The sequence below is a fragment of the Clostridium sp. Marseille-QA1073 genome, assembly GCF_054863625.1.
The window spans coordinates 249,317-272,769 of sequence record NZ_JBSVQM010000001.1; the positions used below are offsets into that span (position 1 = coordinate 249,317).

General features: G+C 28.0%; 21 protein-coding genes. All 21 read right to left on the reverse strand.

What is annotated here, in order from left to right:
- Positions 1-15 precede the first annotated feature (15 nt).
- The 21 genes from pstA to typA all read right to left on the reverse strand — a co-directional run bounded on the left by pstA (position 16) and on the right by typA (position 23,350).
- Entirely contained in the window at positions 16-927 is a 912-nt protein-coding gene (gene pstA, locus ACY1IQ_RS01075) for a phosphate ABC transporter permease PstA (RefSeq protein ID WP_461612207.1), read from the reverse strand.
- Positions 920-1,819, reverse strand: a complete 900-nt coding sequence (gene pstC, locus ACY1IQ_RS01080; RefSeq protein WP_461612208.1) for a phosphate ABC transporter permease subunit PstC — start codon at positions 1,817-1,819, stop codon at positions 920-922. Before pstC ends, pstA begins: the two co-directional genes overlap by 8 nt.
- Before the next feature lie 213 nt (positions 1,820-2,032).
- Positions 2,033-2,962, reverse strand: coding sequence for a PstS family phosphate ABC transporter substrate-binding protein (locus ACY1IQ_RS01085; RefSeq protein WP_461612209.1), 930 nt, complete (start codon positions 2,960-2,962; stop codon positions 2,033-2,035).
- Positions 2,963-3,643: 681 nt separating this feature from the next.
- Positions 3,644-5,335 (reverse strand): HAMP domain-containing sensor histidine kinase, encoded by a 1,692-nt coding sequence (locus ACY1IQ_RS01090; RefSeq protein WP_461612210.1) that lies wholly within the window; start codon positions 5,333-5,335, stop codon positions 3,644-3,646.
- A 9-nt stretch (positions 5,336-5,344) separates the two neighbouring features.
- Positions 5,345-6,049: a response regulator gene (locus tag ACY1IQ_RS01095; protein ID WP_461612211.1), complete on the reverse strand. Its 705-nt coding sequence runs from the start codon at positions 6,047-6,049 to the stop codon at positions 5,345-5,347.
- Between the two features lie 13 nt (positions 6,050-6,062).
- Positions 6,063-6,782: a peptidoglycan editing factor PgeF gene (gene pgeF, locus ACY1IQ_RS01100; RefSeq protein ID WP_461612212.1), complete on the reverse strand. Its 720-nt coding sequence runs from the start codon at positions 6,780-6,782 to the stop codon at positions 6,063-6,065.
- 150 nt (positions 6,783-6,932) lie between these two features.
- Positions 6,933-7,388: a transcriptional regulator NrdR gene (gene nrdR / locus ACY1IQ_RS01105; protein ID WP_291568490.1), complete on the reverse strand. Its 456-nt coding sequence runs from the start codon at positions 7,386-7,388 to the stop codon at positions 6,933-6,935.
- Positions 7,389-7,473: 85 nt separating this feature from the next.
- The gene (locus ACY1IQ_RS01110) at positions 7,474-7,740 is read right to left on the reverse strand and encodes a YlmC/YmxH family sporulation protein (protein ID WP_039631453.1); all 267 of its coding nucleotides are present in this window, start codon (positions 7,738-7,740) and stop codon (positions 7,474-7,476) included.
- A gap of 386 nt (positions 7,741-8,126) precedes the next feature.
- A complete protein-coding gene (gene sigG, locus ACY1IQ_RS01115; RefSeq protein ID WP_291568493.1) occupies positions 8,127-8,900 on the reverse strand; it encodes an RNA polymerase sporulation sigma factor SigG in 774 nt (257 codons plus the stop codon).
- A gap of 75 nt (positions 8,901-8,975) precedes the next feature.
- Positions 8,976-9,671 carry an RNA polymerase sporulation sigma factor SigE gene (gene sigE, locus ACY1IQ_RS01120; protein WP_461612350.1) on the reverse strand — a complete coding sequence of 232 codons (696 nt, stop codon included), beginning with the start codon at positions 9,669-9,671 and terminating at the stop codon, positions 8,976-8,978.
- Positions 9,672-9,716: 45 nt separating this feature from the next.
- The gene (gene spoIIGA, locus ACY1IQ_RS01125) at positions 9,717-10,520 is read right to left on the reverse strand and encodes a sigma-E processing peptidase SpoIIGA (RefSeq protein ID WP_461612213.1); all 804 of its coding nucleotides are present in this window, start codon (positions 10,518-10,520) and stop codon (positions 9,717-9,719) included.
- A 412-nt stretch (positions 10,521-10,932) separates the two neighbouring features.
- Positions 10,933-12,039: a cell division protein FtsZ gene (gene ftsZ / locus ACY1IQ_RS01130; RefSeq protein WP_461612214.1), complete on the reverse strand. Its 1,107-nt coding sequence runs from the start codon at positions 12,037-12,039 to the stop codon at positions 10,933-10,935.
- Between the two features lie 15 nt (positions 12,040-12,054).
- On the reverse strand, positions 12,055-13,305 hold the full coding sequence (gene ftsA, locus ACY1IQ_RS01135) for a cell division protein FtsA (protein ID WP_461612215.1): 1,251 nt from the start codon (positions 13,303-13,305) through the stop codon (positions 12,055-12,057).
- A 703-nt stretch (positions 13,306-14,008) separates the two neighbouring features.
- A complete protein-coding gene (locus tag ACY1IQ_RS01140; protein WP_461612216.1) occupies positions 14,009-14,770 on the reverse strand; it encodes a shikimate dehydrogenase family protein in 762 nt (253 codons plus the stop codon).
- A gap of 314 nt (positions 14,771-15,084) precedes the next feature.
- Positions 15,085-15,795 (reverse strand): RNA polymerase sporulation sigma factor SigK, encoded by a 711-nt coding sequence (sigK, locus tag ACY1IQ_RS01145; RefSeq protein ID WP_461612217.1) that lies wholly within the window; start codon positions 15,793-15,795, stop codon positions 15,085-15,087.
- 197 nt (positions 15,796-15,992) lie between these two features.
- A complete protein-coding gene (locus tag ACY1IQ_RS01150) occupies positions 15,993-17,669 on the reverse strand; it encodes a penicillin-binding transpeptidase domain-containing protein (RefSeq protein WP_461612218.1) in 1,677 nt (558 codons plus the stop codon).
- A gap of 71 nt (positions 17,670-17,740) precedes the next feature.
- A complete protein-coding gene (gene udk / locus ACY1IQ_RS01155; RefSeq protein ID WP_461612219.1) occupies positions 17,741-18,361 on the reverse strand; it encodes a uridine kinase in 621 nt (206 codons plus the stop codon).
- Positions 18,361-19,590, reverse strand: coding sequence for a peptidase U32 family protein (locus tag ACY1IQ_RS01160; RefSeq protein ID WP_461612220.1), 1,230 nt, complete (start codon positions 19,588-19,590; stop codon positions 18,361-18,363). Before ACY1IQ_RS01160 ends, udk begins: the two co-directional genes overlap by 1 nt.
- A complete protein-coding gene (locus ACY1IQ_RS01165; protein ID WP_461612221.1) occupies positions 19,556-20,239 on the reverse strand; it encodes an O-methyltransferase in 684 nt (227 codons plus the stop codon). The genes ACY1IQ_RS01160 and ACY1IQ_RS01165 overlap by 35 nt, the downstream gene beginning before the upstream one ends.
- 263 nt (positions 20,240-20,502) lie before the next feature.
- Positions 20,503-21,504, reverse strand: a complete 1,002-nt coding sequence (gene mltG / locus ACY1IQ_RS01170) for an endolytic transglycosylase MltG (RefSeq protein WP_461612222.1) — start codon at positions 21,502-21,504, stop codon at positions 20,503-20,505.
- Between the two features lie 25 nt (positions 21,505-21,529).
- Positions 21,530-23,350 (reverse strand): translational GTPase TypA, encoded by a 1,821-nt coding sequence (gene typA, locus ACY1IQ_RS01175; protein WP_461612223.1) that lies wholly within the window; start codon positions 23,348-23,350, stop codon positions 21,530-21,532.
- Between the last annotated feature and the right edge of the window lie 103 nt (positions 23,351-23,453).

Genomic DNA, 23,453 nt, shown 5'->3' on the forward strand with positions numbered 1-23,453 from the left:
TTATCTCTCCTAGTCTTAATGTAAATTCTTATTATATTTATTTCTTAATAATATTGCTATACTGTTAGCAGTTAATAAAATTACAAGTAGTACTATTATTCCTGATGCTGCTAATCTTTGAAATTCTGCTTGTGGCCTTGAAGTCCAATTATAAATTTGTATTGGTAGTGCTGTATATGAGCTTGTAAGTCCTTCTGGTAAAAAGGCTACATAGCTTAAAGCTCCTACCATGATAAGCGGTGCAGATTCTCCTAATGCTCTTGATATGGAAAGTATTGTACCAGTTAATATACTTGGCATTGCATAAGGTAAGATAACTCCTGTTATACTTTGCCATTTTGAAACTCCTAAGGCATAAGAACCTTCTTTAATTGCAATAGGTACATTTCTAAGAGCTTCTTCTGTGGTAATTATTATAGTAGGCAATATTAATAAGGATAATGTCAATGCTCCAGTGAGCACTCCTCTGCCTAATACTACTGCAAAGACTCCTAATCCAAGCATTCCATAAACTATAGATGGAACTCCTGCCAAGTTAGAAATATTAAGTTCTAAAAATTCTCTTAATCTACTTTTTTTCATATACTCTTCAATATATATAGCAGTTCCAATTCCTATAGGAAAAGAAATTACTGCTGTTAAAAATATTAAATAAATACTGCCTACAAGAGCTGGTAATATTCCAGCCTTACTTACAAATCTTGATGGAAAACTAGTTAAAAAGTTTAGATCTAAATATTTAATTCCATCTTTTATTATAGAAAACATAAGAAGTACTAAGGTTACTAACGCAAGTAATGTACAAGCTAGAAATACGGATTTACATAATGTATTTTTTATTTTTCTTCGTTTTAAATTGTTTTCTTCCTTAATTCTATGATTTTCCTTAGAGGAAGTTTTATTTATGGCATATCCTTCATTAGACATTTTGAAGCTCCTTTCCTTTTTTAACTACTTTTTTAGCAATGATATTCAATATAAATGTAAGTAAAAACAATACTGTTCCTACTGCAAAAATAGTTTGATATTCTATAGTCCCTCTTTGCACATCCCCCATTGCTACATTAACCATATACCCTGTAATTGTTTGTATACTTTTAAGTGGATTTAAAGTTAATGATGGTCTAGATCCTGCTGCAATTGCGACTATCATAGTTTCTCCTATTGCTCTTGAAATAGCTAATATAAAAGATGATATAATTCCTGATATTGCTCCTGGTATAACTATTTTTGTTATTACTTCCAATTTTGTTGCTCCTAATGCATAAGCACCGTCTCTTACAGATGAAGATATAGAACTCATAGCATCCTCACTCAAAGATGAAATCATAGGTATAATCATTATTCCTACAGCAATTCCTGCACTTAGAGCATTGAATATCTCTATGTTAGGAAAGATTTTTTGAAGTAAAGGCGTTATAAATGTTAGTGCAAAATATCCATAAACTATAGATGGTATACCTGCTAGAATTTCCACCATTGGTTTAAGTATGTTTTTTACTTTTTTGGGTGCATATTCACTTAAATAAATTGCTGCTCCTAATCCTATAGGAATGGCAATTATAATTGCAGTAACTCCAATTATTAATGTGCCGTTTAATAGTGGCAATATTCCAAAGTGCTTAGGTTCTAAAAGAGGAGTCCATTTCTTCTCTGTAAAAAATCTTACAATTCCTATATCTTTAAAAAATATAAAAGATTCTTTAGATAAAATAATTATAATTGCTACGGTTGTTAATATAGTTAATAATGTAAATCCCTGCAAAAACTTTTCTATTATGAACTCTTTTTTATTAATATTTCTCCTTTTAGATGACATATGCTTTCCTCCTACAGTGTTCCTTGTGTTATTGATTTAATTATATGGTTTTAATGTTAACTTCCTTATAACTAATGTTAAGACAAGGTTAACAGAATGTTAGCTTTTATTAATTTAACCTCAAATTAGATAATTTATTAAAATTTCTTTATTTTATAAATTAAAGTAGGGATAGCCTACAGGCTATCCCCTTATTATTCATCTTTAACTAATCTATTCTATCTTTCCTAATTCTTTATTATAATCTTCATCTGGTAACTCTACATATCCAATTTCTGATATAATAGATTTTCCTTCACTTAAATAGAACTTTAAGAATTCTTTAACTTCTTCTCTTTTTAATGACTCATTATTTACATATAAAAATAATGGTCTTGATAATGGAGCATAGCTTCCATCTTTTATAGTTTCAAAACTAGGTTCAATTCCACCTTTGCCATTATCAATTTTAACAGCCTTTAGCTTATCCTTATTTTCTTCATAATATGAATATCCAAAGAAGCCCATGGCATTTTTGTCTCCTGCAACACCTTGCACTAAAGTATTATCGTCTTCACTAGGAGTGATATCTGGTCTTATTGCACCACTTTTTTTATTTATTTCTTCTGTAAAATAATCAAATGTACCTGAATCTGTTCCTGGTGAGTAGAATTTAATTTCTTCTGCTGGCCATTCATTTCTTACATCCTTCCAAGTCTTAACCTTACTATCAGGAGACCATATACTTTTTAACTCATCTACTGTTAAAGTATCTACCCATGTATTCTCCTTATTAACTGCTATAGTAACTCCATCAAAAGCAACTTTAAATTCTGTGTAAGTAACACCATTCTTTTCAGCCTCTGACTTTTCTTTATCTTTAATTGCCCTTGAAGCATTATTTATATCTATTTCCTTACTAGCAAATCTTTTAAATCCTCCACCAGTTCCAGATATACCAATAGGAGTTTTAACATCCCTGTGAATTTTATTAAACTCTTCTGCCATTCCCTCTGTAATAGGTGCTACAGTTGAAGAACCATCAATTTTTATCTCTCCAGTTAGTGAAGATGAACTATCTTTCTTACCACAACCTATAAACACTCCTGCTAAAGTTACTACTAATAAAGAAGTAAGTATAAGTTTAATTGATTTTCTTTTCATTTTGCTTCCTCCTAATATATATGTTATTATTTCTTTCAAATTTTCCTTACAAGCTTATTTTATAGAGATTTTATTAAGCAAGTTTTATCATCTTGTTAATTAAACTTTACTTAATGTTAAGTATTATTTACAATTAAAACTTACCCTATACAATTGAGAAGTGACAATGGACAATTTATGGGTAATTGTTCCATAAAGAAGAAGTTCAGAATTATTTTTTAATTATTTTATAATTTTTCATAATAAAAAAAGAAAAGTAACTTAGTACTTTTCCTTTTTAAAAACTATTAAATAACCATATCTCTAATATATTGGTTAAATTATTTAATAATTGCTCCCAATTATACTTCACCCTAGGGGAACCCTTATACAACTGAGAATTCACGATTGACAATGGACAATTATGGATACTTCTCTTTTATAAGAGAAGTTTTAAATTGATTTGTTTTTGAAGTGACACAGTCACTTTCATTGAAAAGTTCATTTTAAGGAATTAATTTGTAAAAATTAATTTCAACCAGAATTGTCAATTTTCCATTTTCAATTCTCAATTGGCTAAGTTCCCCTAAGGGAAAAACCAACAGTTTAATTGCTATCAAAAAACATATTTAAAGAGATTAACTCATAAAGAATTAATCTCTACCTTAATTTTCAATTGTCCATTGTCAATTTTTCATTGATTTAACTATAAGGTATAGTTATTATAAATTTTGTTCCCTTATTTAAGGCACTTTCTACAGATATATTGCCGTTAAAACCTAACACAATATGTTTAACTATTGCAAGACCTAAACCAGTTCCTCCCTTAGCTCTAGATCTTGCCTTATCCACTCTGTAGAATCTCTCAAATAAGCGTGATATATGATCTTCTGATATTCCTATTCCCTTATCTTCTACCTCAATAACGCATTGATTATCTTTATAATATCTATTAATAATAATCTCTTCGCTTTCAGAATACTTAATTGCATTATCAACTAAATTAATAAGCATTTGCTTAAATTTATCACTATCCCCAACTAGATTAGGAACATTTTCGCCTTTTATTACAATATTTAAATTTTTCTTCTCTCCTACATTCCTCATAAGAGCATCAACATGAGAGATTATTCTATTTACATCAACTATTTCTTTTTTAAAGTCTTTTTGTAATTCAATATCAGAGAGAATCAATATGTCAGATATAAGCCTAGTAAGTCTATCAGCTTCCTCTTCAATTATATCTAAAAATTTATCTCTAGTTTCTATATCATCAACATATCTTAAAGTTTCTGTAAATCCTTTAATAGAAGTTAAAGGAGTTTTTAATTCATGAGAAACATTAGCTACAAATTCCGTTCTGACATTTTCTAATTTCTTAACATCTGTCACATCCTGTATTACAGCTACTTTACCAATATGATAACTTCTATTTATAATATCTGCAGTTCTAACTCTTAAATATGCTTCCTTAGGATAATCTATTTTAACTTCTTTATAATTGTCATCTACATTATTAAAAATCATACTTATATCAAAATTCTTGGATATTGTGTTTATATTTTTACCTATAACATCTTCATTAATCCCAAAAATTTTTTCCGTATAGGCATTAACTATGATTATATTATCATTAATATCTATAGCAATAACTCCACTATCCATACTCTGAAGTATAGCAGATAATCTGTTTTGTTTTTCTTTAACTTCATTTAAACTATACTCTAGCTTATTTGCCATTTTATTAAAACTTGTACCTAACTGGCCTATTTCATCCTTAGAAGTCACTTTAACTCTTCTATCCAATTCACCTTGTGCTATCATAGAAGTAGTATTTTCTAAGTCCATAATAGGTTTTACGATTATATAAGACAACTTTGAGGAAACCCATATAGTAATTAGAAGTATAACTCCTACTGCTGTTACATAGGTGAATATATATGTTTTATCCTCACCATTAATTCCTTTAACTGGTTGGGAAGTCCTTATAATGTAATTATCAAACTTTGATGCATAATAAATAGTATCTACTTCTAAACTTTTACTAGCTCTTACTCCATAACCTTCACCGCTAACTAATGCGTCTTTAAATTCTAATCTTTCTTTATGATTTTCTAAATTATTTTTATCTACTTTAGAATCAAACTTTACATTTCCTTCTAAGTCTAATATTGTAACTCTTATATTTAAATCATCAAGTTTTTTAAACAATGCTTTATTATTATCAGTTTCATTAACTTTAATAAACTCCATTATAATTCCATTGTAGTTTTTTAAATTTTCTTTTATATTTTCCTGTCTTTGATAATTTAATATGCTTATAAATAAGAACGTCACAAATCCGAAAATAAATATCATTGAAGATAAGATATAAAACATTAATTTTTTCTTCATGGGATTATTTTACTCACTTCCCTCAGAATAATTGAATTTGTATCCTATTCCTCTTATTGTTTGAATAAACACAGGATTTTTATCATTATTCTCAATCTTTTGTCTTAAATGCCTTACATGAACATCTACAGTTCTAGTTTCCCCTACATACTCATATCCCCATATTTTATCCAAAAGAAAATCTCTAGTCATAACTCTTCCACGATTTTTAATAAGTATTTCTAAAAGTTCAAATTCTTTTAAGGTGAGTTCTACCTTTTCTCCATTTCTCTTTACTTCATGTTTTTCAAAATCTATAACTATATCACCAAATTTAAAATTGTTATCTTCATATTTTACTACAGTTCTTCTAAGAATAGCTTTAACCCTTGCCATAAGCTCTCTAACAGAAAAAGGCTTTGTTATATAATCATCCGCTCCAAGTTCTAATCCTAATATTTTATCTAATTCCTCACTCTTTGCAGTAATCATTATGATTGGCATAGAAGATATGATTGGTTCCTTTCTAATTTCCTTACAAACTTCAAGTCCATCCATTCCTGGAAGCATTAAATCTAACAAAAGTAGATCAGGCATTTTTTCCTTTGCAATTTTTAAGCCTAAGTCTCCAGTACTAGCTGTCAGAACTTTATATCCATTTTTCTCAAGATTAAATTTTATAAGTTCAACTATATGTTCCTCATCATCTACTACTAAAATCTTTTTTTCTGCCATAAGTTTTCCTCCATTATTCAATATATACAAAAGAAAATAATCTTCCCTCTTTTTCATGTTCTTTTCTATAGGAATATAACTCGTATTCATTATTACAATAAGTACATATATCTGTAGAATAAATATTATCTTTTTTAATATTTAAATTCGTAAGCTGTACCCGTATACATTCTTGTAAGTTTAAATATCGTCCATTATTTATATTTTCATATTTATAAATAGGAAGAGCCTTAAATTTTTCTATCAACTCTTCACTTACCTCATAACAGCATTCTTTATTATGGGGACCTATATATACTTTTAAGTTCTCTTCATTACAGTGATATTTTTCAATAATTTTTTCTATAGCTTTTGTAACAATAAGATTAAATGTGCCTTTCCATCCACTGTGTATTGCAGCTACTACTTTCTTTTTATTATCTACAATTATTACAGGTACACAATCTGCAGTGAAAACTCCTATTGCTGTTTTATTTTTAGAGGTTATAATTCCATCTCCATCTAAATCAGTTATATTGTCATTTTCATAAATATGAATTATATCACTGTGAATTTGATTTAAATAAACAACTTCATCTAATTTAAATAAACTTTTTAGATTATTTAAATTATTTTGTCCTTCTTTTGTTCTTTTATTAAAGTTTAAATTATTTTTTGATGTTGAAAAAACTATATTTATATTTTCTTCTTTATATGTTACAAATTCATAGTCACTAATATTTAGCTTTGCCATGTTGTTCCTCCTAATTTCTACTTTGATAATATCACTTAACGTAATATACTGTAATAGTTTCCTCTATTTTTTAACTTGTATTTAACATAAAATTTTCAGATTTCATCTAAAACTTTACATAGAAAAAAAGTAAAATACTTTTTAAGTATTCTACTTATGACTCATAAGATTTCTAATTTCATGCATAAAAGTATTTATGTCTTCAAATTGCCTGTATACAGAAGCAAACCTAACATAAGCAACTTCATCTATAGTTTTTAACTTCTCTAATACCATTTCCCCTATATCTTCTGAGCTAATTTCTGTAATCATTTTATTATTTAAAGATTTTTCTATATCATTGGTGATATTTTCAATTACAGCTCTAGATACCGGTCTTTTTTGACAAGCAATAACTAATCCCCTTATTATTTTATCTCTGTTGAAAAACTCTCTATTTAAATCCCTTTTAATGACTAACACCGGAATATCTTCTATCTTCTCATAGGTGGTATATCGTTTGTTACAGCGAAGACATTCTCTTCTTCTTCTTATTGCAACATTATCATCAGTGGATCTTGAGTCAACTACTTTACTTTCTTCACCGCTACAAAATGGACATTTCACTTCTCTTCACTACCTTTTTAAAGAATTTTATATAGTTAATTATACACATATTTTGATAAAATTCCATAAAAAAATAAAATATCTCTTATTCTTCCATTATATCTATATATCCTTCTCCATCAACTAATATTACATCAATACCTATTTTTCTAATATTTTCCCAAGGAATTTCAATATCATTATTTTTATTAAACCATCCACCTTTTTCTTGAGAAGGTATTACAATTGATAATACTCTATAAACTTCACAGTCTATTTTTAAATCTTTTATATATCCAAGTTTTGATCCTGAATTTATATCTATAACTTCCATCATCTTTAAACTATTTATTGCATACATTGTATTTTCCATAATATCCTCCCGCATTTTTTCTCTATGCTAATATATATTTTAAAGTAAAATATATATTCTTATGAATCTAAAATAATTAATTAAAGATATTTTTATAAATAAATATATTAATTTCATTAACTCTTACATAAAACCAACTTATATCATAATTGTAAATTTCCCATTTTAATTCTCATTGATTAAAGCTGTAAATTAAGATATTTAAAAATGTGCTATACATTAATTTCTAAAATAATATATGCAAAACTTATTAATCGGTTATTTTTGAATATGCTTTATTTTAAGAGGCTTGTACTTAAAAACTGCTTAATTTTTAGTATTTGCAGATTTTATGAAACTTTTGATAATATTCTTTAATAAGAAAAAATAGAGCCTATATAGGCTCTTTAAACATATTTTCTCATATGCTTTAATGCTGTCTTTTCTAATCGTGATACCTGTGCTTGAGAAATACCTATCTCATCTGCTACCTCCATTTGAGTTCTTCCATCAAAAAATCTTAAATTTAATATTAACTTTTCTCTATCACTTAATTTTTTCATAGCTTCTTTTATAGATATATTTTCAAGCCAACTATCATCTAAATTCTTGTTATCACTAATTTGATCCATAACATAGATAGCATCTCCACCATCATGATAAATTGGTTCAAATAAAGAAACTGGATCTTGAATAGCATCAAGTGCAAAAACTACTTCTTCTCTTGATACTTGAAGCTCTTTTGCTATTTGTGAAACAGTAGGTTCTTTATTATCCTTATTAACTAATCTATCCCTAACTTGAAGTGCTTTATATGCAATATCTCTAAGTGATCTACTAACTCTTATAGAGTTATTATCTCTTAAATATCTCCTTATTTCACCAATAATCATTGGAACAGCATAAGTAGAAAACTTAACGTTTTGGCTTAAATCAAAATTGTCAATGGCTTTTATTAATCCTATACATCCTACTTGAAATAAATCGTCAACATTTTCTCCCCTATTGTTAAAACGTTGAATAACGCTAAGCACCAGTCTTAAATTTCCTTTTATAAATTTTTCTCTGGATTCTTCATCTCCATCCTTCATTTTTAAAAGCAATTCCTTCATTTCTTTTTCCTTTAAAACTGGTAGTTTTGACGTGTTTACCCCACATATTTCTACTTTGTTTATCATCATAAGGTCACCATTCCCTTCAGAGTAATTGCATTTTAATTATCTCCTGATGTGATGACTTTTATACTAAGGACAACTTTACAACATTTTATTAATTTCTTTTTTTAATCTTTTAATAATTCTTTTTTCTAATCTAGAAATATATGATTGTGATATACCAAGTATATCTGCTACTTCTTTTTGAGTTTTTTCTGCATATCCATTAAGACCAAATCTTAACTCAACAATTTCTTTTTCTCTATCATTTAATTTTTCCATTGCCAAAACCAATAATTGCTTGTCAACCTCATCTTCAATAAGGTTGTAAACTACATCACTTTCAGTACCTAATATATCCGATAATAAAAGTTCATTTCCATCCCAGTCAATATTTAGTGGTTCATAAAATGATATTTCTGTCTTGATTTTACTATTTCTCCTTAAATACATAAGTATTTCATTTTCGATACATCTTGAAGCATATGTAGCAAGCTTAATCTTCTTTTCAGGATCAAATGTATTTACAGCTTTAATAAGCCCTATAGTACCTACAGAAATTAAATCTTCTACGTTCACTCCTGTATTTTCAAACTTTCTAGCAATGTATACAACTAGTCTTAGGTTTCTTTCTATAAGTGTAGCTCTAATGCTTTCGTCTCCTAAAACTAAATCCTGTACTAACTTATCTTCCTCTTCCTTAGTAAGTGGTGGGGGTAATGCATCATTTCCTCCTATATAATAAACCTTTTTATAAAAGATTTTTATTTTGCCTAACAAGTTGCTCAATCCACTTATTAATTTGTTAAAAAAGACTTTAATTTTCACTTAAATACCCCCCGATCAAATTATTATGCCTCTTGGCAATAGTGCATTATAGTCATTGTATTTACTAAGTTTATTATCACAAAAAGCTATAATTGCATCTTTTAAAATTATATTTTCATCAAAGATAATACTAACACTATCAGGCTTAAATCCTTCCAGCTTTCCATCTTTCCCGTTTACCACCGAATAACCTATCGCATATTTTGCATAACTGTTTAATTCCAATTCCTTTAATGCATCTTTTTCTACTATAATTACTGGTAAATTAGTAATAGGCTCTCTTAATTCATTACCTGTATCTAAAAATCCTTTAACACTTAATTTTTGATTATTAACAGAAATATCAATAGTATAAATATAGTTATATAATATTTTTCTATCTTTTATGTATACTACAACTCTATTAATAATTAAGTATAGAATCATTATAGATAATGCTAATTTTTTATAATTAAAATTAAACATAGAATGAGTAAACAATAAATTAGGATTATTGTTTAGTGAAAAGTAATAGGTAGTTCCCGCAAGCAACATAGAATAAAGTATATAAATTAAAGTACCTTTAATGCAAATTAATTTGCTTTCTTTTCTTAAGCAAATTATTATCATTATAAAAGCAATGATTACATTAACTAATTTACTTTTAAGAAACATAAGTCTTGGAATAAGCATTACCAAAACATACAAACTTCCAAAAGCTGCTGCAATGATCTCTTTTGTAAACTTTGTTTTCTTCTTTATAGTTTGAAGAGTAATACATAAGATGAATAAATTAACTAAAAAATTTTCAAATAAAATTTCATCCAAATAAACAACCAAAATTATTCCTCCTCTAAGGAATATTATACATGTAATAGAGTATAAAATTTGTAAAATTTTACCTGTATTTTTGAAATTATTCATTTTTTTTTACGTCAAATTATGATTATTTTCCCAAATAATTTTTATATACATAAATTTAAATATTTTAATATTTAAATTTATGTTATTTAATTACTGATCATGAAAACTTCATTTTTATGGAATTAAAAATTGAAAATGTATAATTTATAGAAAGTTCCCTTTATATTAAAGAAGTTTTAAATTAATTTATTTTTGAGTCATATTGTATTTTTCTATAAAAAAACTAGCAATATAATTGCTAGTTAAAAAAATTAATTTAATTAAATTTAGAAATAATATGTTATTTTGAAAAAAGAAAAGCAAATGTAATTTTACATTTGCCTTAAAATTATCTGTTTGTATTTCTTCTTAACCATGTCGGTACTGAATAATTTTCTTCTTCATATTTCTCTTCTGTTGCTGCTACTTCCTCTTTAGGTACATTTCTTGAAGGAACTATTGTATCAGCCTTTAAATGATTAGTTGTATTTTGAGGAACTTTATCACATTCAAATCCAGTTGCTATAACAGTTATTCTTATTTCTTCTTTTAAATTTTCATCAATAACCGCACCAAATATAATGTTTGCATCTGGGTCTGCAGCTTCTTGAACTATTTGTGCAGCTTCACTAATTTCTAATAATGATAGATCAGCTCCTCCAGTAACATTTAATAGCACCCCTGTTGCGCCAACAATTGAAGTTTCAAGAAGAGGACTTGATATTGCTTCTTTTGCAGCTTCTTGAGCTCTATTATCACCTCTACCTGCACCTACACCCATGTGAGCTAATCCTTTATCTAACATTATTGTACTAATATCAGCAAAGTCCAAGTTTATAAGTCCTGGTATAGTAATAAGATCTGATATACCCTGAACACCTTGTCTTAATACATCATCTGCTTTCTTAAATGATTCAACTAATGTAGTTTTCTTATCCACCATGCTCAGCAATCTTTCATTTGGTATTGTCACTAAAGTATCTACTGATTCCTTTAATGCTTTAATTCCAGTTTCAGCATGGATCATTCTTTTTCTACCTTCAAATATAAATGGTTTAGTAATAACTCCTACTGTCAATATTCCCATTGACTTAGCAATTTCTGCTACTACTGGTGCAGCACCAGTACCTGTACCACCACCCATACCAGCAGTAATAAATACCATGTCTGCACCTTTTAGCGCTTGTACAATCTCTTCTTTGCTTTCTTCTGCTGCTTTTCTTCCAATTTCAGGATTGGCACCTGCACCTAATCCTCTAGTAAGCTTCTCACCTAATTGAATTTTTTGCGATGCTTTTGATAAAGCTAATGCTTGCTTGTCTGTATTTATTCCTATAAACTCTACGTTTTTAAGTCCTTCTTCAATCATTCTATTTACAGCGTTGTTTCCTCCGCCTCCACATCCAATTACCTTTATCTGGCATAAATCTCTGTCTTGAACATCAAAATCTAGCACAATACTACCTCCTCATTAGAAAAAATCTGATAAAAACGATTTTATTTTGGATGAAAATGTCTCTTTTACACTCCTATTTGACTTCTTATCATTTAAGTTTTTTGGTTTGTTATTCTCTTCTACCTTTTCTATAACTTTCATATTCAATGATAATTCTTTTATAATACCTGTAGCTGTTGTATATATTGGATTAGCAGCCCCTACATAAGATGGAGTACCTATTCTACATGACTTGTCCAATATACTTGAAACTAAATCAGTAACACTCCTATATAGTGAAATACCGCCACCACATATTACAATAGAGCTTATTTCATTATAATATCCAGCTTTAATTAAATCTCGTTTAACTAAAACTATTATCTCTTTAACTCTTTCTGCAACTATTTCAACTAATGTATTATAATCTACTTCTAATAACTCTCCATTTTCTGATGAATAAATCTTTAATTTATAATCTGGTGATATATCATCTTTAAATAGCCTTCCGCTTTTAATTTTTAAATTCTCTGCATCCTCACGAGAAATTTTAAGACAAATAGATATGTCACTAGTTATAGTTTCACCGCCTAGAGGTATACTAGATGTATAGTTCAGTTTATTATTTTTAAATATGGAAATATCTGAAGTCTCAGCACCTATATCTATAAGTGCTACTCCTTCTGTAAGTTCTTCAGATTTTAACATATCCTTTGATACTCCTAAAGAATCTACAACTATACTCTTAACTTTTACTTTTGCTTCATTCATAGCTTTTCTATAGTTATCAACTATTTCTTTTGATGCAATTAACACCTGAGCTTTAACTCCTAAAGTACGACCTAATAACCCTACTGGATTATTTATGTTATCCACCTCGTTGATTGAATATTCCACAGGGTTTATTGCTACTACTTCCATGCCTCTAGAAGCTTCAACTTCAAGTCTCATCACATTAATAACACTATCAATGTCTTCTCGCTTTATTTCTCTATCCTGGGAAGATAAAGTTAATACTTCTCTTTCCTCAACTATTTCACATAATGATACAGGTATAGAAATATATGCATCTTCTATAGTAGTACCAACAATATTTTCTAGTTGTTTTACTGTCTCAGAAATAGCTTTGGCTGTACTTTCTACATCTTCAAGTAAACCTTTTTTTATCCCCTTACATTTAGATGTAGTAATTCCTAAAACTTGAAGCTTTCCTATACCATCTAAATCTCCAACTACACCACATACTTTGGATGCTCCAATGTCTATTCCAACTATGTAATTGCTCACTTAAATTATCCCCCCTTAAGAGAAGCTTCAAAAGTATATATTCAACAAAAAACTTATTTTTCCTCTAAAATAGCTTATTTTTTAGAGAATATTATGTTAAAATATAAACTCCTATTTTTAGTATAATTGCTTTGTAAATAAAATGCAATATTTCACTAAAAACCATCTATTTTTATTTCCGTTTATATAAAAAATAGATGGGATACTGCTCTCATCTATACCAAATATAAAGATTACTTATTTAATAAAGTCACATTTTATAAATAAAATTATCTTTAAGTTTTAATTTGATTTCTTTCCTAGGCAATAAATTTGTATATTGTAATTTACTGGTAATATAAAGCTACCAGTATACACTTTAATAATAACAGATTTTATATTTGCATATCAATACTATAATATATTTTTCTTTATATAATATAATTTTTTCGAAAACTTTACAAATTGTTAAGAAATAATCAATATGTTTATTATATATCATTTCCAAATTTAGTCTGTAAATTTATGTAATTGTGTTACTTAATATTAACATTTCTACCTTATTCAATAGGAATTCACTATTAATATTGGGCAATCATTGATACTAATCTTTTAATTGGACAAAAATATTTAGAGAAGCTTTATCATCTATTTTTTAATAAGCATATAAAAATAACTAATCAGATATCTGATTAGTTATTTTTAGGAATATTATTAAGTAAATTTATAATATTTCTTTCCATATTTCTATAGCTTTATAAGCCTGACTATAAAGCATATCCATTCCATTTATAACTCTTGCCCCATATTTTTCTCCTAATTCCATAAATTTAGTAATCTTAGGATTATAATTCAAATCATAAAAAACTATATTCTTATTACAATGCTTTATTTTTATAGGGCAACTTTCTATATAGTTTGCGCCACCTAATGGTGTACAGTTAATTACTATGTCATAATCTCTTAAATCCAATTCATCTTCAAAGCTAAAAAATTTATTTATATAAATACTATGATCTTTTATGGATTCTTTTTTTCTAAGTACCATATGTATTTCATCTACACCTAAGTCCTTTACTCCATAAAGTACAGCTTTAGCAGCTCCTCCACTACCAATAATTAAAGATTTTTTTCCTTGAAGATTAACATTATTTATTTTTAAGCTTTCAATAAAGCCAAAATAATCAGTATTATATCCTATAAGTCTATTATTCTTAATTACAACTGTATTAACTGCTTTAATCTTATTCGCAGGATAGATTAACTCTTGCAAAAAATTTATAATATATTCTTTATATGGAATGGTAACATTAATTCCTACTATATTATTACTTGGTAAAATTTCTAGAAATCTTTTTACTTCACTTTGTTGTATATCAAATATTCTATATTCTAATAATATATTGTTCTTCTTATAATATTCATTATGAATAGGAGGTGACAAAGTATACTGTATGTTTCTTCCCAATAGTCCACTATAATTCATCGTATCACCTCCTTCAAATTTTATACTATTTTAAATTTAATATTAAATGTAAAACACTAATATAAAATTAATTAAGTAAGGATGAGAACTTTACTGTATATTGCACGTAATTTAAAATTTAAAACCTAGTTTCTTTTGAAAAAATAATTTACAATAATTATTTTAATCTTATTGATCACTAACTTTATAATTCAAATACAGTACATAATTCACATCTTCAATTCAATTTTATACTCTTTAATATTATTTTGTAAATATCACTGCATTTAAAAATCTTATAATAAATTATATTAAATACCTCTGTGCTTTAAAAATCAATAAGTACTATTATCTGGGCTATTTAATTCTTTACATAGTTTTTTTAATGCTCTCTTCTCTATCCTAGATACATAGGATCTTGATATCCCTAGTATTTTTGCAATTTCTCGTTGAGTTTTACCCTTTCCATCAATAAGTCCATATCTCATTTCTATAATAAGCTTTTCTCTTTCCTGTAAAACAGTATTGATTTTGCTATAAAGCTTTTTCACCTGAATTTTATTTTCTACTATTTCTACAATAGAATCTTTATCACTACTTAATATATCCATTAATGAAATCTCATTACCTTCTTTATCAATACCTATAGGGTCTTGTAAATACACTTCACCCTTTATCTTTTTATTATTTCTAATAAGCATTAAGATTTCATTTTCAATACATCTTGCAGCATAGGTAGCAAGTCTTGTTCCCTTAGAACTATCAAAAGAATCAATTGCCTTTATTAGACCTACTGTACCTATGGAAATTAAATCATCTACTTCTTTACCTGGGAAAGAGTATTTTTTAACAATATGTGCCACCAGTCTTAAGTTTCTTTCCACTAAGATATTTTTAGCTTCAACGTCTCCCTCTTTAAACTTTTGTAAATATTCTCTTTCCTCTTCCTCCGTAAGAGGCTGCGGAAATGAGCTACTTCCTGATACATAAGCTGTTAATAAAGTAATGTCTCCAATCACATTAAAGAACCAATTGAAGAAAACCATAGCTGTTCCCCCTAATAGTGCTTATTATAATAATATGATTGGAAATCCAAAAAGTAGCCTGTACACTAAAATTTTTTCTACCTTATTTAATTGAAATAGTTCTTGACAAATTTAATATTCTTCAATTTATTATAAAAATATTAAGCATCTTCAATAAAATAATGAATCAATATTTTATTGAAGATGCCTTAGTAAGTTTATAAATAATTAGATTTTATTAATCTATCTATAGCTTCTCTAAATACATAAGCAGCAGTAGTACCACCAGCATCATTTACAATATCTATTTCTGGTATAAATACTACCATAGAGTAAAATTTATCTCTATACTTGAAATATCCTACAAACCATCCATCTGAGTATTCTTTTCCATCTACAAAATACTCTGTAGTACCAGTTTTTCCACCCATGTATAATCCTTCAATATTAGTTTTTTTACCTGTACCTATTTCAGAAGTTATGACTTCTCTCATTTGTTCTTCCATAACAGCAGCAGTTTCTTCTGATAGTACTCTATGCTTCTCCACAGGTATTTCTTCTATTATATGTCCATTATTATCCACATAACCTTCTAAAATTTTTGGCTTTACATATATGCCTTTATTAACTATAGTACTTGGAATGGCTGATACTGCCAACGGTGTAGTTCTCAAAGTTTGACCTATAGAAGTATTAGTAATAACTCCTGATTTATCTTTTTCATTTAACCCTTCAATAGTACCTTGTACCTCATCATGAAGATTCAAAACTGACTGTAATAATCCCTGATTTTCTGCATATTTAATTATATTATCTAATCCAACTTTCCATCCTAACTGTGCAAAAACATCATTTGAAGAACGAAGATAAGCTTCATTTAAAGTATATATTTTCTGTTTCTCAATACTTCTCGGAAATATATTCTTAATTTCATACTCATCTTTTAAATCAGCTAATTCTAAATCTAAAGCTGCTTCAAATACTATAGTTTTAAATACTGAACCTACTAGAAAACCATTACTACTAGGTACTCCTATATTTATATTAGATATATTATCATCTTTTTGAACCATTGATAGTATCTTTCCACTTTCACTTTCTACAAGAGTAAGTCCTATTTGAGGATATTTATTAAATTTTTCACTCCTTAAGGTTTCTTCCATAAGAACTTGTATATTTTTATCTAAGGTTAGCTTTACATTTATGTTATCTTCAGGTATTATAATTTCTTCTCCTACTATTTTTCCGTTTACATCTTTTTCGTAACGAATTTTATCAAATTGATTTTTTTTAATTCTATTATATATGTCCATCTCTAGAGATGTAGATTCTTTAAATTTTTCATCTTTATAATTTTGAGGAGAAGTTATTAAATTTTCAATCTTCCAATCTTTTTTCTTCATAGCATTTTTTTGTTTATATGTATAGATTCCATTAATACTTTTAGAACTATTCAATTTTTCATAAGTTTTATAGTCTATTTCATAAGTATATTTTTGGCTTTTATCTTTATATTTTATTTGTGACAAATCATAATCCTTATTATAATTTCTCAATATATAAGTTACAGTTTGCATGTCTTGTAAGCTTGTATCATTATTTAAAGTTAAAAAAGTTGTAGGATCTATTGCTACGAAATATTTATATTGATAATCAAAGAGCTCCTCATTATTTCTTCCTAATAATTTATAGTTCATATTACTTATGTTTTCTTCATAGTAATATTGCATATCAGCCATTACTGAATAAGTTTCTTGTTTATAATATTGTATATAATATAATCTGCCTAATAGTATAAGAAAACTACAAATTAGCAATACTGCTATAACATAAATTCTATTTATAGTGATCTCTTTCCACTTGTAATTTATAAAACTATAAGTTTTTTTCCTCATAAAAACACCTCCCTTTAGCTTAAATTTTTGACTAAAGTGAGGTGTTATATTCTTAATAATATACATTTTTACTATTTTTGTAATATTTGCTTTATATTAGCTGTTATTATATCTATAGCAACCTTATTATGTCCACCCTCTGGTATTATAATATCTGCATATCTTTTAGTATTCTCTGTAAATTGCTCATGCATTTGCTTAACTACTGTTAAATATTGAGTGATAACCGAATCTATAGTTCTTCCTCTTTCTTTAACATCTCTAACCATTCTTCTTATAAATCTTACATCTGCATCTGTATCTACATATATCTTTATATCTAGCATATCACGAAGTATTTCTTCTTGTAGAACCAATATTCCTTCCAATATTATTATATCCCTTGGTTCAATTCTAACAGTTTCTTTTACTCTATTATGTATTTCGAAATCATAGATTGGCTTTTCTACAGCCTCTCCATTTATTAATTGGTTTAATTGTTCAGCTAATAATTTAGTATCAAAAGCATCTGGATGGTCATAGTTTGTTTTAACTCGCTCTTCTGAAGTTAAATGACTTTGATCCTTATAATAAGAATCTTGCTCTATCATAGCTATACAATCTTCTCCAAAGCTTTTATATATTTCCTTAGCTATAGTACTTTTTCCTGAGCCTGTGCCCCCTGTAATTCCTATTAAAACTGGACGATTCATTACTTCTTATCCTCCTTAGCCTTTACAAGTATATCATTTTTCTGTAGTTCAGTATCTACCTTAACACTAAACAACATCTGTGCGCTAGGAGCTGAATCTATCTTGTTTCCTTTACTATCTCTCATATCTTTTAAAGTTATTTCTATATTGTCACCAACTGGTCTTAAAACTTCAACCACATCGTTATCTAAAACTTTGTTTCTTTGTTCTATAACTGCTAAATTATTTTCTTTATCAAATTCCACAACAGTTCCAACAATATCATAATTTCTTATATATGAAGAAGATTCATATATCTGACTATCCTTATCACCAAGATAAAAACCTGTATAGTATTTTCTATGACTTGGTTTTTGAAGATTTTCTAGCCATTTTTTCTGAAATTTGTACTCTTTTGGATTTTCAAAATATGCATCTATTGCTTCTCTGTATGCCTTAACCACTGTAGCTGCGTAATAAGCACTTTTCATTCTACCTTCTATCTTGAAAGATATTGCTCCTGTATTCATAAGCTCTGGAATATATTCTATCATACACAAATCCTTAGAATTCATTATGTATGTTCCTTTATCATCTTCAATAATTGGGAAATACTCTTCATTTCTCTTTTCTTCTACAAGACGATATTTATATCTGCAAGGCTGAGCACATTGTCCTCTATTAGCATCTCTTCCTGTCATATAATTAGATAATAAGCATCTACCTGAATATGACATGCACATTGAACCGTGAACAAAAATTTCAAGATCTAAATCCTCTGGAACTTTATCTTTAATATCTCTGATTTCTTCTAATGTTAATTCTCTAGCTAAAACTATTCTTTTAACACCTTGTTTATGCCAAAATATTGCTGATTTATAGTTTACATTATTCGCTTGAGTACTTAAATGAATTTCAAGATTAGGAACTACCTCTCTAGCTGTCATTATTATTCCAGGATCAGCAACAATTATAGCATCTGCACCTATTTCATAAAGTTCTTTTAAATAATCTTCTAACCCTTCTAAATCTTCATTATGAGGAAATACATTCATTGTTACATGAACTTTTTTCCCTCTTGCATGAGCATACTCTATTCCTTCTTTTAACTCTTCATTAGTAAAATTATCTGCAAAAGCTCTTAAGTTTAGTTTGCTTCCACCTAAGTATACAGCATCTGCTCCAAAGTCAATTGCAGTTTTTAATTTTTCTAAATTACCTGCTGGAGCTAGTAACTCTGGTTTTATCATTTTCATTCCTCCTTACAGTTAAAGCAATACCATCACCCATAGGTATAACTGTGGTTACTAAATTTTCATCATTAGAAACCATATCTAAATAACTCCTCATTCTTTTAACTATAGTTATTTTTCTTCTTTGCACTAATTCATCAGAAGCTACCATACCTCTAAATAATACATTATCTGCTACAATCACTCCATCTTCTTTTAAAAGTCTTAAGCAATGAGGTAAAAAATGATTATAATGCCCTTTTCCTGCATCCATAAAAATCATATCATATTCATCTTTTAAATTCTCTAATATCTCTAAACAGTCACCTTCAACTACATTTATTTTATCTTCTAGTCCATATTTTTTAATATTTTCTTTAGCTAATTTTATCATATTTTCGTCTCGTTCAATAGTAGTAATATTATTATTACTGCCGGATGCTAAGTTCATTAAAATAGATGAATATCCTATGGCAGTTCCAAGTTCTAAAATTTTCTTTGGCTTTTTTAAGGTCACCATAAATTGTAGAAACTTAGCTCCTTCTTTTTGGATAATAGGTACCTTATTTTCTATTGCAAAATCATGCATCTCCTTTAAAATACCAACATCATCTGGAATAAGATTTCTTAAATATAATTCCATATAATCATGTGTAACTCCGCTCATAAGTATCCTCCATTTTAATATATAACATTTTAATGCAAACTGAAATATAAAGCCTTATATATAAGACTTTAATCCATAACTCACAAATTTTACCATTAAATATTGACAGTGAACAATTATATAGATTCTTATAGTATAATTAGAATCTCATTGTAAATTGTTCATTGCCAATGATTAGTTAAGTAAAATATCACTTCTTAACAATATAGTTTTTTAAAATTTTCATGTAATAATCTCAACAAATATTATATAAATATTTAATTTTAAAATCCCTGCGTTTTTTCTTTAACCTTTAAAAATTCATCATAGTTATCTGTGAAAAAATGTGTACCATCATTATTAGAGACAAAGAATAAGTAATTAGTTTCTGCTGGATTTATAGCAGCCTTTATTGCTTCACTTCCTGGTGAGCTAATTGGTCCTACAGGAAGCCCATTAACTAAATAAGTATTGTATGGAGAATTTACTTCTAAGTCTTTTTCGTATAACTTATCTTTATGTTTTCCTAGTGCATAAAGTACTGTAGCACAGGATTGAAATTTCATATCTTCTTTTATTCTATTATAAAATACTGAAGCTACAATATCTCTTTCTTTAGGATTACTTGTTTCTCTTTCTACAATAGATGCCATAGTTATTATATTATATAACTCTTCATCATTTAAAGGCTTTTCTTTAGTTAAATCCTTAATTACTTCATCAAATCTACCATTCATAGTCTTAATTATTTCCTCAGCAGATACTCCCTTTTTAAAACTATAAGTATCTGGGAATAAAAATCCCTCTAGATCATATTTTCTTTCATTATTAGACTTAATGTAGCTCGGCAATTTATATCCTTTAACTGCTGATATAAATTCATCTTTACTAATTATATCCGCTTTTTCTAAGGCAATAGCTATTCTATCTACATCATACCCTTCTGGAATGGTAACTTTAACACTACTCTTATCTAAACTAGAGTCTTCAAGCATAGCAATAAATTCTTCTACTGACGCATTTTTAGCTATATTGTAACTACCTGGTTTTATGTTAGGTTGAAGTTTCTTTTGCTTAATATATAACTTAACTAAAGTTGGATTCTTCAACTTATCTTCACCTTTTAGTTTTTCAATTACGCTGTATAATGTGTCTCCTTCTTTAATCTCGATAGCAAAATCTTCTGTAGTCTTAAAAGGATGTTTTGCATTGCTATTATAAAATATTCCCCCTAATAATAACGCACATACCAAACATATTGTAGCAATAATAATTCCTTTTTTCACAGAATCACCCCATTATAAAATTGATTTATTTTTTTGCTGCTCTTTTTCTTAAATTTGGATCTAATATCTTCTTTCTCATTCTTATGTTTAATGGCGTAACTTCTACTAGCTCATCAGAAGCTATAAAATCTAAACATTTTTCTAATGACATTTCAGTAGGTGTAACTAATTTTAATGCATCGTCTGCACCAGATGATCTTGTATTTGTAAGTTGTTTTTTCTTACATATATTAACTTCTACATCTTCACTTCTTGAGCATTCCCCAATAACCATACCTTGGTAAACTGGAACTCCTGCCCCTATAAATAGTGTTCCTCTTTCTTGTGCATTATATAATCCATAAGTAACTGATTCACCAGTTTCAAATACAATTAGTGATCCTCTACTTCTCTCAGGAATTTCACCCTTATAAGGCTCATAGCCCTCTAATACACTATTCATTATACCATTACCTCTAGTATCAGTCATAAATTCATTTCTGAATCCTATAAGACCTCTTGATGGAATTTTAAATTCAAGTCTAGTGTATCCATTTATAGCACTTGTCATATTGACCATTTCAGCTTTTCTAGGTCCTAACTTTTCCATAACTGGTCCCATAAATTCTTCTGGTACGTCTATAGTTAAATGTTCAATTGGCTCAAGTTTTTTACCGTTTTCCTCTTTATATATAACTGTAGGCTTAGAAACTTGGAACTCATATCCTTCTCTTCTCATTGTCTCTATTAATATAGATAAGTGAAGCTCTCCTCTTCCACTAATTTTAAAGCTATCAGCAGAATCTGTTTCTTCAACTCTTAAGCTTACGTTAGTTTCTAACTCTTTCATAAGTCTATCTCTTAAGTGTCTTGATGTAACGAAGTCACCATCTTGACCAGCAAAAGGAGAGTTATTAACTATAAAGTTCATGCTTAATGTTGGTTCATCTATCTCTATAAATGGAAGCGCCTCAGGGTTTTGAGCATCAGCAATTGTCTCTCCTATGTTTATATCTGAAATTCCTGAAATTGCAACTATATCTCCTAATTTAGCTTCTTCTGTTTCTTCTCTTTTCAAGCCATTATATGTATATAAATTAGAAATTTTAACATTTTTTATAGTTCCATCTTTTCTCATTAACGCAACGTTTTGGTTTTTCTTGATAGTTCCTCTAATTACCTTACCTACACCAATTTTACCAACATACTCATTATAATCTAATGATGTAATAAGTAATTGAAGTGGAGCATCTAATTCTCCTTTTGGCGGCTCAACATGTTCTATTATAGCTTTAAATAATGGTTCCATGCTATCTGACTCATCTTCTAATTCTTCTTTAGCATATCCATCTCTTGCAGAGCCATATATAACTTTAAAGTCTAACTGTTCATCAGAAGCTCCAAGCTCAACAAATAAGTCAAATACTTCATCAATAACTTCTGCAGCTCTTTCATTTGGTTTGTCTATTTTATTTATTACAACTATTGGTTTTAAATTAAGTTCTAAAGCTTTCTTTAAAACGAATTTAGTTTGAGGCATAGCCCCTTCATAAGAGTCAACTACTAGTAGAACACTATCTACCATCTTTAGAACCCTCTCAACTTCTCCACCAAAATCTGCGTGTCCTGGAGTATCTATAATATTAATTTTTACATCTCCATATTGAACTGCCGTATTCTTTGACAGAATTGTTATTCCTCTTTCTCTTTCTAAGTCATTAGAGTCCATTACTCTTTCCTCAACCTTTTCATTTTCTCTAAAAACTTTACTTTGTTTTAATAGCGCATCAACTAATGTAGTCTTACCATGGTCAACATGGGCTATTATTGCTATGTTTCTTATGTCTTCTCTTGTGAATATATTCATTATTTTCCTCCATCTTTCATCAATTTTCTACAATTCACGTACAAAAGAAAATTGGATACGAAGTCTGTATCCAATTTTAATTAACTATACCTATTCTAATATT

Coding starts and splice junctions, on each gene's coding strand:
- pstA (WP_461612207.1), bottom strand. CDS start 927: ATGTCTAATGAAGGATATGCCATAAATAAAACTTCCTCTAAGGAAAAT.
- pstC (WP_461612208.1), bottom strand. CDS start 1,819: ATGTCATCTAAAAGGAGAAATATTAATAAAAAAGAGTTCATAATAGAA.
- ACY1IQ_RS01085 (WP_461612209.1), bottom strand. CDS start 2,962: ATGAAAAGAAAATCAATTAAACTTATACTTACTTCTTTATTAGTAGTA.
- ACY1IQ_RS01090 (WP_461612210.1), bottom strand. CDS start 5,335: ATGAAGAAAAAATTAATGTTTTATATCTTATCTTCAATGATATTTATT.
- ACY1IQ_RS01095 (WP_461612211.1), bottom strand. CDS start 6,049: ATGGCAGAAAAAAAGATTTTAGTAGTAGATGATGAGGAACATATAGTT.
- pgeF (WP_461612212.1), bottom strand. CDS start 6,782: ATGGCAAAGCTAAATATTAGTGACTATGAATTTGTAACATATAAAGAA.
- ACY1IQ_RS01110 (WP_039631453.1), bottom strand. CDS start 7,740: ATGGAAAATACAATGTATGCAATAAATAGTTTAAAGATGATGGAAGTT.
- sigG (WP_291568493.1), bottom strand. CDS start 8,900: ATGATGATAAACAAAGTAGAAATATGTGGGGTAAACACGTCAAAACTA.
- ACY1IQ_RS01140 (WP_461612216.1), bottom strand. CDS start 14,770: ATGAATTATAGTGGACTATTGGGAAGAAACATACAGTATACTTTGTCA.
- sigK (WP_461612217.1), bottom strand. CDS start 15,795: ATGGTTTTCTTCAATTGGTTCTTTAATGTGATTGGAGACATTACTTTA.
- ACY1IQ_RS01150 (WP_461612218.1), bottom strand. CDS start 17,669: ATGAGGAAAAAAACTTATAGTTTTATAAATTACAAGTGGAAAGAGATC.
- udk (WP_461612219.1), bottom strand. CDS start 18,361: ATGAATCGTCCAGTTTTAATAGGAATTACAGGGGGCACAGGCTCAGGA.
- ACY1IQ_RS01160 (WP_461612220.1), bottom strand. CDS start 19,590: ATGATAAAACCAGAGTTACTAGCTCCAGCAGGTAATTTAGAAAAATTA.
- ACY1IQ_RS01165 (WP_461612221.1), bottom strand. CDS start 20,239: ATGAGCGGAGTTACACATGATTATATGGAATTATATTTAAGAAATCTT.
- typA (WP_461612223.1), bottom strand. CDS start 23,350: ATGAATATATTCACAAGAGAAGACATAAGAAACATAGCAATAATAGCC.